Source organism: Pradoshia sp. TA40_28 (genome assembly GCF_059694525.1).
In genome coordinates, this window is sequence record NZ_JCATZO010000003.1 from 246069 (window position 1) to 259917 (window position 13849).

11 protein-coding genes are annotated in these 13849 nt (G+C 39.1%); 1 reads left to right on the forward strand and 10 read right to left on the reverse strand.

Annotation, left to right across the window (positions count from 1 at the left end; all coding sequences use genetic code 11):
• Positions 1–2 precede the first annotated feature (2 nt).
• A complete protein-coding gene (gene sdhA / locus AC58NB_RS05300; protein WP_497425780.1) occupies positions 3–1763 on the reverse strand; it encodes a succinate dehydrogenase flavoprotein subunit in 1761 nt (586 codons plus the stop codon).
• 56 nt (positions 1764–1819) lie between these two features.
• Positions 1820–2437, reverse strand: coding sequence for a succinate dehydrogenase cytochrome b558 subunit (locus AC58NB_RS05305; RefSeq protein ID WP_497425781.1), 618 nt, complete (start codon positions 2435–2437; stop codon positions 1820–1822).
• Positions 2438–2843: 406 nt separating this feature from the next.
• Here AC58NB_RS05305 and AC58NB_RS05310 point away from each other — a divergent pair, with 406 nt between their 5' ends.
• On the forward strand, positions 2844–3305 hold the full coding sequence (locus AC58NB_RS05310) for a YslB family protein (RefSeq protein WP_497425782.1): 462 nt from the start codon (positions 2844–2846) through the stop codon (positions 3303–3305).
• Positions 3306–3546: 241 nt separating this feature from the next.
• Here the strand turns inward: AC58NB_RS05310 and uvrC are convergent, their stop codons facing one another.
• From uvrC to AC58NB_RS05350, 8 genes are all read right to left on the reverse strand, one after another.
• A complete protein-coding gene (uvrC, locus tag AC58NB_RS05315; protein WP_497425783.1) occupies positions 3547–5334 on the reverse strand; it encodes an excinuclease ABC subunit UvrC in 1788 nt (595 codons plus the stop codon).
• A 126-nt stretch (positions 5335–5460) separates the two neighbouring features.
• Entirely contained in the window at positions 5461–5775 is a 315-nt protein-coding gene (trxA, locus tag AC58NB_RS05320; RefSeq protein WP_497425784.1) for a thioredoxin, read from the reverse strand.
• A 181-nt stretch (positions 5776–5956) separates the two neighbouring features.
• Positions 5957–6937, reverse strand: a complete 981-nt coding sequence (locus AC58NB_RS05325; protein ID WP_497425785.1) for an electron transfer flavoprotein subunit alpha/FixB family protein — start codon at positions 6935–6937, stop codon at positions 5957–5959.
• 86 nt (positions 6938–7023) lie between these two features.
• Entirely contained in the window at positions 7024–7797 is a 774-nt protein-coding gene (locus AC58NB_RS05330) for an electron transfer flavoprotein subunit beta/FixA family protein (protein ID WP_497425786.1), read from the reverse strand.
• A 126-nt stretch (positions 7798–7923) separates the two neighbouring features.
• Entirely contained in the window at positions 7924–8697 is a 774-nt protein-coding gene (locus AC58NB_RS05335; RefSeq protein ID WP_497425787.1) for an enoyl-CoA hydratase, read from the reverse strand.
• 37 nt (positions 8698–8734) lie between these two features.
• Positions 8735–9316 (reverse strand): fatty acid metabolism transcriptional regulator FadR, encoded by a 582-nt coding sequence (fadR, locus tag AC58NB_RS05340; RefSeq protein ID WP_497425788.1) that lies wholly within the window; start codon positions 9314–9316, stop codon positions 8735–8737.
• A 126-nt stretch (positions 9317–9442) separates the two neighbouring features.
• On the reverse strand, positions 9443–11146 hold the full coding sequence (locus AC58NB_RS05345) for a long-chain-fatty-acid--CoA ligase (protein ID WP_497425789.1): 1704 nt from the start codon (positions 11144–11146) through the stop codon (positions 9443–9445).
• 346 nt (positions 11147–11492) lie between these two features.
• Positions 11493–13847: an endonuclease MutS2 gene (locus AC58NB_RS05350; RefSeq protein ID WP_497425790.1), complete on the reverse strand. Its 2355-nt coding sequence runs from the start codon at positions 13845–13847 to the stop codon at positions 11493–11495.
• Positions 13848–13849 lie beyond the last annotated feature (2 nt).

The following is a 13849-nucleotide window of genomic DNA, read 5'->3' on the forward strand; positions in this document are numbered from 1 at the left end:
GATTAATTTGCCCCCTTGCTCTTAGAGTAGTCACGTTTACGCGGCTTAATAAGTGAGACATCAATGTCTTCGTAATAAATATTTGGTGCAGATTTACCATCTACAAAGTCAGCCATTGTCGTTTTCATAAACTCTTCGTCATTTCGTTCAGGGAAGTCCGGTTTGTAATGAGCACCGCGGCTTTCATCACGCTGCAGAGCACCCAGTGTAATGACACGTGCAAGTTGAAGCATATTGTATAGCTGGCGTGTAAAGGATGCTCCCTGATTGCTCCACTTAGCTGTGTCGTTAATATTGATATTTTCCCATCTTTCAATCAGTTCCTGAATTTTTTCATCCGTTTTTTGAAGCTTGTCATTATAACGAACGACCGTTACGTTATCTGTCATCCATTCACCCAGTTCTTTATGGATGGAATACGCATTTTCTGTTCCGTTCATGGACATGATCCGATTCCATTTTTCCTTTTCAACATTCTCATGTTGTTCGTATAAAGAATCAGGTAAGGAATCAGCGCTTCTAGCAAGTCCATTTACATAACGTACAGCATTTGGTCCTGCAACACTTCCTCCATAAATGGCGGATAATAAGGAGTTCGCACCTAAACGGTTAGCCCCATGTTGGGAAAAATCACATTCACCAGCTGCAAAAAGACCAGGTATTTTCGTCATTTGATCAATATCAATCCACAATCCGCCCATCGAATAATGGACAGCCGGGAAGATTTTCATTGGCAATTTACGAGGATCTTCACCAGTAAATTTCTCATAGATTTCAATAATTCCGCCTAATTTAATATCGAGCTCTTTTGGATCCTTATGAGAAAGATCCAAGTAAACCATGTTCTCACCGTTGATTCCCAGTTTTTGATTCACACACACGTCAAAAATTTCACGCGTTGCGATATCACGAGGTACAAGATTTCCATAAGCAGGATACTTTTCTTCAAGGAAGTACCAAGGCTTCCCATCTTTATATGTCCAAATACGTCCGCCTTCTCCACGAGCAGACTCACTCATCAAGCGAAGTTTGTCATCTCCTGGAATTGCCGTTGGATGGATTTGAATAAATTCTCCATTAGCATAAGTTGCACCCTGTTGATATACAATCGCCGCTGCTGAACCAGTATTAATGATGGAATTCGTTGATTTACCAAAAATAATACCAGGACCTCCAGTTGCCATAATAACGGCATCCGCGCGGTAAGATTTTATTTCCATAGAAGTTAGGTTTTGAGCTACAATTCCTCGGCATACCTGTTCATCATCAAGTACGGCTCCAAGGAACTCCCAGCCTTCATATTTCTGAACAAGACCTGCCACTTCATAACGGCGAACCTGCTCATCCAATGCATACAGTAATTGCTGACCTGTTGTAGCGCCTGCAAATGCCGTTCTGTGGAATTGAGTCCCTCCGAACCTTCTAAAGTCCAGTAATCCTTCCGGCGTACGGTTAAACATAACACCCATACGGTCAAACATGTGAATGATGGATGGAGCGGCATCACACATTGCTTTTACCTGTGGCTGATTAGCCAGGAAATCACCGCCATAAACAGTATCATCAAAGTGTTCCCAAGGTGAATCTCCTTCACCCTTTGTATTGACCGCTCCATTAATACCGCCTTGGGCACAAACGGAATGTGATCTTTTAACGGGTACGACTGAAAAAAGTTCTACTTTATGTCCTACTTCGGCGATTTTGATGGTAGCCATTAAACCAGCAAGACCGCCGCCGACTACGATTATATTCCCTTTACTCATAAACCGACCCTCTCCTTATTAAACTAGCAGACTTACCTGCTAAGCTATTACATTGTTTAAGCCATGTTGATAAATGCCAGCAGTGTGCGAATGGACATAAAAGCTAAGAATACAAAAACTCCAAGAGTTATATATGTAAATATTCTTTGGGATTTTGGCGTTACGATAAGTCCCCATCTTAACGCAAATGACCATAGCCCGTTTGCAAAGTGAAATATTGCTGAAAGTACACCTACCATATAGAACACAATCATAAATGGATTAGAAAAAATTTCTACCATCATATCCGCATTCGCTGTGTCACCTAATGCTACCTGTACTCTCGTTTGCCAAACATGCCATACGATAAAGATAACAGTTAGGATACCTGTAATCCTTTGTAAAGCAAACATCCAGTTACGGAAATAGCTGTAACTTCCCACTGAATATTTTGCCGTAAATGCAATATGAAGACCTAATACAGCATGGAAAAGGATTGGCAAATAAATTACTACAATTTCCATTAAAAGCCTAAAAGGTAAATCATGCATAAATTCAGCTGCTTTGTTGAACGCTTCAGGCCCTCTTGTCGCAAAATAATTGACCAATAAATGCTCAATCAAAAAAAGCCCGATTGGTAATACCCCTAACAACGAATGTAACCTGCGTAAATTAAACTCGCGACGACTCTCCATAGTTACCCTCCCTCTGAAAATGAAAAAATAAAAGTATAGCTTTGGATAAGGACTTAGCCTTAAATAATTGCTAGCAGGTTTTCATTATTGCCGCAACCATCTAACTTACCATCCATCTAAGATGCCAAAAACACTTTCCTGCAAAATTAATAGATGAATAGTATAAAAAAATAAATAATTCCACATATTCTTACAATTATGTGACGGTTTTATTGTACTCCTTTCTACCAAAATGCGTCAAGAAAACGGATACAGAGATTTCCTTTTTCTCCTGATAAATTGAAAAATTTGGATTTTTTTCTATTTCTATATATTACCTATCAAATACTTAGTAGAAAATGTATATTTATCCTTGCATCCACTCCCCTATATATAGCTATAATAATGTATGGAAAGAGGGGGAAGCATGGCAAAAGAAGATAAGTTAGAGTCAGAGGAAATGACACCTGTCACCGACAATGAGCCGTTAATACCTGCATTCGGGTATGAGATAATAAGAGAGTTTCTTTTGGAGGATTTACTAGGAAAAGAAGGCCCTCAAATTCTATATTGGGCTGGCAAGCAACTTGGACGTAGATTTCCATTATCAAGTCCAGAAGAAATTATCACATTTTTTCATAACGCCGGATGGGGAGATCTCCAACTTGTAAAGGAAACAAAAGATGAATTAAAGTGGGAGCTTTCTGGTGAATTAATCCAACGTAGATTTTCAATTAACGAAAACACCAATTTTCAATTAGAAGCAGGCTTTCTTGCCTATCAAACAGAGTATCAAAGAAGAGTGGTCTCCGAAAGCTATGAGGAACAGAAGAAACGAGCGAAATTAGTTTACTTCACCGTGAAAAGCGATAATAAAGATATGATCTAAACTAGGCTTTATTTCATCAAAGTACCTATGCCAGTTAATCATGTATGCTAAGTAAAAGGGGAACTCTTGCAGGGGTTCCCCTACTATTTTATCGTTTAACCTCTATTTCCCTTCAGGATGAAGGTGGTAAATAACTATATTATCTTTCGTGTTAAAATTCTCCATAAAAACACCCCTAAATCTCGCTAACCATTTAGGGGCAGTTCCGTTTGCAAAATCCAAACGTGTTACAATTCTATTTTTAACTATTTTTTTGTTCATCATTTAGTTTTTCCAATAAGGCTTGTGCACTCGCTGCAGGAATTCCAAGCTGAGTAATTTCCTCAAATGTGGCTTCCTTCATCTTTTTAATGGATCCAAAATGCTTAAGCAATTGTTTTTTCCTCTTCTCACCAATACCAGGTACCCCATCGAGTAAAGATTGGAAACTGGATTTCCCCCTGATCTGGCGATGGAAGGTAATTGCAAAACGGTGTACTTCGTCTTGGATTCGCTGCAAAAGATAAAATTCCTGGCTCGACCTGCTGAGCGGAACAAATTCTAAAGGATTTCCGTATAGCAATACAGATGTCTTATGTTTATCATCCTTTGCCAAGCCTGCGACCGGAATTTCCATTCCATACTCATCCTCAATCACTTCACGAACTGCTTCAATATGGCCCTTGCCTCCATCGACAATAATCAAATCAGGAAAAGGAAGATTCTCCCGGAGTACTCGGGCATACCTTCTTCTGACGACTTCTCGCATAGAGTCATAATCATTTGGACCAATGACCGTCTTAATTTTATATTTTCGATATTCCTTGCGTTCAGGTTTCCCATCAATAAATACAACCATTGCGGAAACAGGATCAACACCCTGAATATTTGAATTATCAAAGGCCTCAATTCGATGCGGTGTATGGATTCCCATGATTTCCCCTAGGTTTTCAATGGCCTTAATGGTACGTTCTTCATCTCTTTCAATTAAAGAAAACTTCTCCTGCAGAGCGATTTTTGCATTTTTAACGGCAAGCTTCACTAAATCCTTTTTCGCTCCACGCTTTGGCTGGGCCACTTTTACATCAAGTAATCCTTCTGCCAATTCTAGATCAACATCATCAGTCAGGAGTACTTCCCTTGGTTTAAAATGATTAGCTTTTGAGTAAAATTGTCCTAAAAAAGTAAGCAACTCATCAGAAGGATTATCATAAATAGGAAATAACGATACATCTCTCTCAATCAATTTTCCTTGGCGGACGAAAAAGACTTGGACACACATCCATCCTTTATCGACCGCATACCCAAATATGTCTCGATCTGTTAAATCACTGAAAACAATTTTTTGCTTTTCCATCGTTGCTTCAATATGAGCAATTTGGTCCCTTAATTCTTTAGCACGTTCAAAATCTAATTCTTCAGATGCCTTATACATATTAGCTTGCAAATCTTTCTTAATGTCCTTAAAACCGCCATTTAAAAAGCTCGTAATTTCATCTGTAATCTGTTTATATTCATCTTCTCTGACCACTTTTTCGCAAGGCGCCAGACATTGGCCAATATGATAATACAAGCATGCTTTAGCAGGTAATGTCGTACACTTCCTCAGTGGATACAGCCTATCCAATAGCTTTTTAGTTTCATTCGCTGCGTATACATTTGGATATGGACCAAAATATTTCCCCTTATCTTTTTTCACATTTCTAGTGATAATCAATCTGGGATGCCTTTCCGAGGTTAACTTAATGAACGGAAAGCTTTTATCATCCTTAAGCATGATATTGTATTTGGGGTCATATTTTTTTATGAGATTCATTTCTAATATCAATGCTTCCATATTAGAAGATGTAACTATATATTCAAAGTCTTCAATTTCCGAAACAAGACGTTGTGTTTTCCCATCATGAGAACCAGTAAAATAGGAACGAACCCTATTTTTTAATACTTTAGCTTTTCCGACATAGATAACGACATTTTGTCGGTCCTTCATTAAATAACAACCAGGCTGATCAGGTAACAAGCTAAGCTTATCTTTTATGTGTTGGTTCAAAAGGGTCCCCCCTCTACAAAAGTTTAAGTTTCTATTATTATAAACGGATTTTACAATTAAAGGAGGTAATAATACTTTCCATAAGAAAAAAGACTCCGGTCGTCCGAAGTCTTTTTACATTAAACCTTAAGAATGCTTGGTAATCAAATTAACAAGTGCTTCTTTTGGTTGGAATCCGATCACTTTATCTACCACTTCTCCATCTTTAAACAGGATAAGCGTAGGAATACTCATAACACCAAATTTAACAGCAGTTTCTTGATTTTCGTCAACATCTAGTTTAACGATCTTGATTTTGCCATCTAATTCAGCATCAATTTCTTCTAATACAGGTGCGATCATTTTACAAGGTCCACACCAAGGTGCCCAAAAATCAGCTAAAACCAAGCCTTCGCTTGTTTCCGTTACGAATGTTTGATCTGTTACATGAGAAATTGCCATGTTTGTTACCTCCTAGTACTTACTTTAAGTAAACTATAAGTGAGTATACCACTGTTCTATTTAGGATGCTACTGTCCTGCTTAATTATCCTTAATTTCTACCTATTATCGGCAGCCCATTTGATCATTAATCGGAAAAATAGGGCGGCACATAGGCCACCCTGTTTTTGCCGACTTGATGATTAAGATTTTACCAGAAGATTTTTGACCTCTTCTGTTAATAAAGGAACTACTTCAAACAAATCCCCAACAATGCCGTAATCAGCCACTTTAAATATATTGGCCTCTGGATCTTTATTAATAGCGACAATCACTTTGGAATTGGACATTCCTGCTAAATGCTGAATAGCACCCGAGATACCACATGCAATATAAAGATCTGGTGTTACAACCTTACCTGTTTGGCCAATTTGCAGGGAATAATCACAGTAATCAGCATCACAAGCTCCGCGTGAGGCTCCAACTGCACCACCAAGAACATTTGCCAATTCTTTAAGCGGTTCAAATCCCTCTTCACTTTTCACTCCACGGCCGCCTGCAATGATAACTTTCGCTTCAGACAAGTCTACTCCCTCAGTTGCTTTTCGTAATACTTCCTTAATAACAGTACGCAAATCCTTAATATCTACAGATAAAGATGAGACATCACCAGTACGGGATGGATCATGCTCGAGCGGGTCAATATTATTCGGACGAATCGTTGCAAATACTAATCCATCTGTTACGATTCTCTTTTCAAATGCTTTTCCGGAGTAGATTGGACGTGTAAATACAATATTACCACCTGCTTCTTCTACAGCAATTGCATCTGAAATAAGACCTGAACTTAATTTACCGGCGATACGTGGCGCCAGGTCTTTCCCTAACGATGTATGTCCAAATATAATTCCCTCAGGAGATTCCTGTTCGATAATAGCTAATAAGCCCTGAGTATAGCCGTCTGATGAATATTGTTTAAGCTGCTCATTCTCAACAACAATTACACGATCCGCTCCATAATGAATTAATTCTTTGCCGATCTCTGCAACAGATTCTCCTCCGAATACAACGCCTACAACCTCTCCACCCTCAGCAACTGTCTTAGCTGCCGCAATTGCTTCAAAGGACACATTACGAAGAGAAGAGTCTCTTGTTTCACCTAAAACTAAAATCTTTCTAGACATAATTTTACCTCCCGTTATTTTTCCCTTTGTGTTCGTTGCTATCTGTCACTTTCATCAATGAAATGAAAGATCCCTTTTAATCTTAGTTAAATGACTTTTGCTTCCGTACGGAGAAGGGTAACCAGTTCCTTCACTTGTTCAGGAATTTCTCCTTGTAGGACTTTACCTGCCTCTTTCTTAGGCGGCAAATAAATCTCGATACTCTTTGTTTTAGCCTCAACATCATCTTCATCAAGGTCAAGATCATCTAATTCCAATTCTTCAAGCGGCTTTTTCTTCGCTTTCATAATGCCCGGTAAGGATGGATAGCGCGGCTCATTTAATCCTTGTTGAGCTGTGATTAATAAAGGTAGGGAGGTTTCAATAATTTCAGAATCACCCTCAACATCTCTGGTAACGGTTACATTTTCACCGTCAATTTCAAGTTTAGTTACTGTTGTTACATAAGGAATATCAAGCAAGCCGGCTACACGCGGTCCAACCTGACCGGAACCCCCATCAATTGCAACATTTCCTCCAATAATCAAATCAACCTCTTGTTCTTGCAAATATTCAGCCAATATTTTCGAAGTTGTATATTGATCTCCATCTTCCACATCATCTTCGACATTTATAAGAACTGCCTTATCAGCTCCCATCGCAAGTGCAGTTCTCAGTTCCTTCTCAGCATCTTCACCGCCAACAGTCAAGACAGTCACTTCACCGCCTTGTGCATCGCGGACCTGGATGGCTTCTTCCACTGCATACTCGTCGTATGGATTAATGATAAATTCAGCACCGTCTTCTTGAATACGGCCATTCGATAATGATATTTTCTCCTCTGTATCAAATGTCCTTTTTAGCAAAACATAGATATTCATGTAAGGCCCTCCTATTGTTCGTATTAATTTTGAAGATTAAGAAAATATAATATATAAAACTCCTACTCTCCAAAGTTTTCACTTCGAAGAAAAGATGTTACTCCAAAAAGATTCGCTATCGGATGCTTATTTTCCTTTAAATACCGGTAAACGTTTTTCTAAAAATGCCTGAATCCCCTCTTTAGCATCTTCAGTCACAAATATTTTACCGAATTGAACCGCTTCCTCATCTACCCCTTTGTAATACTGTTCATGTTTGGCATAGTTAATCAGATGAATCGCTTTTTCAAGGGCAATTGGGCTTTTTCTTGCCATTTTACCGGCAATCTCTTTAACAGCTTCCATTAGCTCTTCATCCTTAAAGGAATGATTTGCAAGTCCTGCAGCAACGGCCTCCACACCGGAGATTGGTTCAGATGTAAACATCATCTCAGCAGCTTTGGCAGTTCCCACATAACGAGTGAGCCTTTGAGTTCCTGCAAAGCCAGGAATAAGGCCTAATTGCAACTCTGGTAAGCCTAGCTTAGCTGACTCAGTTACGTATCTCAGATGACAGGACATGGCGAGCTCCAGCCCGCCACCTAATGCAGCCCCATGAATCGCAGCTATAACAGGCTTCTTAAACCGTTCAATTCGTTCGAATAATTCTTGGCCTCTTTTAGATAACGTAGAAAAATCTCCTTCAGTTGTAACTGTTGTAAATTCTTTAATATCAGCACCTGCTGAGAAAAATTTTCCTTTCCCATAAAGAACAACTACCCGAACATCATCCTTTTGCTCTATTGAATCAAACATAGCAGATAAATCATGGAGAAGTTCAGAAGCTAGTGCATTAGCAGGCGGCCTGTTTATTGAAACATAGGCCACCTGATTCTCCTCGTAAACATGTAGTGTATTCATGTGATATTACCCCTTTATATGACATGGTCTATCTCATTTAAGCACCCAACCCATTGATTATTAATTGATGAACTGGTTCAGCTTGCTCGTTTAGATTATATTTTTGTTCATTCATTATCCAAGTCGTAACAATTTCGTCTAAAGTACCGAATACCATATGGCGCGCCAGACGAACATCTAGATCATTCTTAAATTCACCTTGTTCAATACCAGTAATCAGAATTGAATCAACAAGCTTTAAATATCCCTTTAGAACATCGTTAATTTTGTACCTTATTTCTTTATTGGATTGCCGTAACTCCAGCTGCGTGACGATAGCCAAGTGCTTATCCTCAGAAAGAATCTCAAAATGCTTGCGTACAAGCACCAACATTTTTTCTTTTGCACTGGATACCCGTGACATCTCTTCTTCAATACTGGATATGAAAATCCCCAATTTATCTTGAAACATGGAAATCAAAATATCTTCTTTATTCTTGAAATACAAGTAAATCGTACCGTCTGCTACACCCGCCTGCTTTGCTATCTTGGAGACTTGTGCTTGATGGTAGCCGTTTTCAGCTATGACAATAACGGCTGCATCAATGATCTGTTTGTATTTTGGGCGGTCTTTTTTCATTTCTTTCTTCCTCCTCTAAAATGAATGAATAATCATTCATATTTTTATATTAGAGTGGGAAAATTATAAAGTCAAGTGAAATCACTTCTTATCCACTTGATGATAAGAAAAGTACGTATGATCTAATTAAGCTTCTCTTTTATCGATTTTTTGTTGGTTTTGTTTTTCTTCCTCAACCAAAACACGCCGCAGAATCTTACCAATTGCTGTTTTTGGCAGTTCATTACGGAATTCATAAACACGAGGTACCTTAAAGGAAGCCAAATGCTTACGACAGTACTCATTCAGTTCTTGCTCGGAAGCTTTAGCATTTTCCTTCAGCACGATGTATGCTTTGACTGTTTCTCCGCGATACGGGTCAGGCACTCCGGCTACTACGACTTCCTGAATCGCTTCATGCTCATACAAGACTTCCTCAATCTCACGTGGATATATATTAAAACCACCTGCAATAATGATGTCCTTCTTACGATCTACGATATAAAAGTATCCTTCTTCATCCATATAACCCATGTCTCCAGTTAATAACCAGCCGTTATAGAAAGAGCTTTCTGTTTCTTCAGGGCGTTTCCAATATCCTTTCATGACTTGTGGACCCTTGATCGCCAATTCACCGACCTCTCCCGGTGGCAACGGCTCTAAAGTTTCAGCAGAAAGAATAGCTGCATCTGTACTTGGCCACGGCAAACCTATACTTCCCTTCACACGCTTATTACCCCATAATAGGTTTGCATGAGTAACCGGTGACGTTTCTGTTAATCCATATCCCTCCACCAATTTTCCACCAGTGAGCTTTTCAAATTTCTCCTGGACATCTACTGGAAGTGCTGCTGAACCGCTTATACAGGCATCAATAGATGATAAATCATAGTTTGAAATATCCGGGTGATTCAACAAACCGATATACATGGTTGGAGCACCTGGAAATAAGGTCGGCTTTTGTTTCTGGATGGTCTTCAAAGTCGTAACCACATCAAATTTCGGCAATATAATCATTTCATGACCTTTCATAATTGAAAGAATGAGAACGGTAGTCATCCCATAAACATGAAAAAAAGGTAATATACCGAGGACTTTTTCTTCTCCTTCTTTATATTTATAAAGCCAGGCATCGCACATTTTTGTATTGGCTACAAGATTATCGTGTGTCAGCATGACTCCTTTAGGAAAACCTGTTGTTCCCCCTGTATATTGAAGCAGAGCAAGGTCTTGTTCCGGATTGCCTTCATATTCTATTTCCGTTTTAGGGGATGTTTTCAGAATTTCTGACATGAGGTGATGATTGCCTTTATGCTCAACCTTGACGACCATACTATATTGTTTCTTTTGTACATACGGATAAAATAAATTCTTCGGAAATGGTAAAAAATCTCTAATGGGAGCTATGATGATATGTTGCAATTCTGTATTTTTCATGACACTCATGACGCGCGGAAATAAAATATCCAATGTCACTATGACCTTAGCACCAGAATCCTGCATTTGGTATTCAATTTCTCTTTCCATATACAAAGGATTCGTTTGAACCACTACAGCACCCGCAATTAATGCTCCATAATAACTAATGACCGACTGGGGTGTATTGGGCAGCATGATGGCTATCCGGTCGCCCTTTTCAATACCTAATGTTTTCAAATAATGGGCAAATTGCAGGGCATACTCATACAATTTCTTGTACGTAATCGACGTTCCCATAAAGTGAATAGCTTTCTTCGTTGGATATTTGCGAGCAGACTGTTTTAAATAATCCTGTATTAAATTATGTCCATACTCGATGCTTTTCGGGATTTCTTCTGGATAATGCTTAAACCATGGTTTTCCTTCCGACAATGTAAAAACCTCCCTTAAAAAGCTAAATCTCCTAGTTAATTATAGTATAATGATTTTTACGTGACAATATTTTACTAATATTCTGTCAACTTAATTTCATTTTTCTGGTACTTTTCGCCTAAACTAATGAAACTCATGCAATTAGGACATACATCTTCTATATGCTTGCTGATGCCTTTTTGCCTATTGTATAAAAAAAGAGCTTAAACAGTGGGTTTCCCAACTGTTTAAGCTCTTTTCATGCGTAGAAAGCCATGTATATGATCCCGACAAGGATAAATAAAGCAGATACCACCAACAAAATCTTCCCCAGTGTTTCCATGGTTTCCTCCCACATACTTCTCTCTTATTTCAGTTCTACAATTGTTACTCCAATTCCGCCTTCAGATGCTTCCCCAAATCTCATCGATTTGACGGAACGGTGATTTTTTAAATAGTCTCTGACTCCCTGCCTCAGAGCACCTGTTCCTTTTCCATGAATAATGGATACACGCGGATAACCGGCAAGCAGGGCATCATCAATATATTTTTCTACCCTTGATAAAGCATTTTCGTATCGCTCACCGCGGAGATCAAGCTCCAGATTTACGTGAAAGTCTTTCCCTTTAATCTTAGTAATGGTCTTCGTCTCAACTGGCTTCGGACTCTTTTTAAATTCGAGATCCTTTTCATTTACTTTCATTTTCATAATACCCACTTGAACATTCCATTCATGATCAGATACTTTTTCAAGTAATTGACCGATTTGTCCCCATGTGAGCACTTTAACTTCGTCACCAGGTTTCAGTACCCTCTCCGTTGAAGTTACTTGTTTTCTGACCTTTTTGGATTCTTCCGGTTTAGCTTCATTCAGTCTTCTCTTAGCATCAATTAATTCATGTTCTTTTACTTCAGCGCTTTTTTCAATTCGGAGTTGTCGCAAATCCCGGATGACTTCCTCCGCTTCTTTTTGCGCTTTTTCTATCAGTTGCCTTGCTTCCTGTTTAGCTTTTTCAATCAGAGCGTCTTTTTTATCCTGATACTCCATTAATTGTTTTTGCAAATCTGTATGCAAACGTTCTGCATCCTTCAAGTATTCTTCCGCTTCCTGCCAGTCCTTTTCGGCTTCTTTACGGGAGGTTTCTAATGATGCAATCATGTTTTCAACCTTATTGGACTCTGCTCCGACCATTCCGCGAGCATTGCGAATAATCCGATCGTTTAATCCTAACTTCGTAGAAATCTCAAAAGCATTGCTTCGCCCTGGTACTCCAATCAAAAGACGATATGTTGGACTAAGCGTTTCAACATCAAATTCCACACTCGCATTTCTGACACCTTCTTTATTATATCCATAGGCTTTTAATTCAGGATAATGAGTAGTAGCAATGACTTTTGCTCCACGTGTATGGGCTTCATCCAGAATAGATATAGCAAGTGCTGCCCCTTCTTGAGGGTCCGTTCCAGCACCAAGCTCATCAAATAATACGAGCGATTCATAATCCAAGGTCTCAAGGATTTCAACAATATTTACCATATGAGAGGAAAATGTACTCAAGCTCTGCTCAATAGACTGTTCATCTCCGATATCAGCATATACGGATTTGAAAACAGCTAATTCAGAACCGTCCATAGCTGGTACATGTAAACCTGCCATTGCCATCAATGTACAAAGACCGACCGTTTTTAACGTGACCGTTTTACCACCTGTATTTGGCCCAGTGATCACCATAGTCCCATAAGTCTCTCCAAGGATGATATCGTTAGCAACTACTTCTTCTCTTGGAATAAGTGGATGTCTTGCCTTTTTAAGCTTAATGATTCCCTGATTGTTCATAATCGGCATGGATGCATGAATGGCTTTGGCATATTTCGCCTTCGCAAATGCAAAATCAAGCTTAGCCAGAATCGAGACATTCAGTAAGATGTCCTCCGCATGCTCTCCCACCACATTTGATAGCATGGTTAGGATACGTTCAACCTCTCTGCTTTCTTTCACACGAATGTCCTGCAACGTATTATTTAATTGGACAATGGACTGCGGCTCAATAAACAGCGTTTGTCCTGACGCAGATTGATCATGAATAATCCCGCCGTAATGACTTCTGTACTCCTGTTTGACAGGAATAACAAACCGATCATTTCGAATCGTTACAATCGTATCTGATAACATCTTAGCAGCATTACTGGAACGAATCATACTTTCCAGCTTTTCTCTAACTCTGGCTTCATTTGTACGCAATTGCTGACGTAAATGTCTCAGCGTATCACTGGCTGAGTCCAGAACCTCTCCATTGTCGCCAATTGCCATATTTATATCTTTTTCTAAATCATTTAGACTTACTAATTGGTCTTTATATTCATAGAGAATAGAAAGTTCAATCTCCGCTTCCTGCATATCTTCCAAAAATCTGCGTAAATTTCGACCTGCTCGAAGTGTACTGGAGGTTTCCATTAATTCTACTGGACTAAGGACCCCGCCTATACGCGCACGTTTAATATGAGAACGAATATCAAATATTCCCCCAAGCGGTACATTGCCCTTTAAGCGGTACAACGTCGCTGCCTGGTCTGTTTCAAATTGAGAACGCCTCACCTCTTCTAAATCGGTGTTCGGCGTTAATTGTTCACTTAAATTCTTTCCCAAGCTGGAAGATGCATGCTTTTGTAATTGAGCAATGATCTTTGTAAACTCGAGTGTTTTAAATACTTTATCTTGCATGG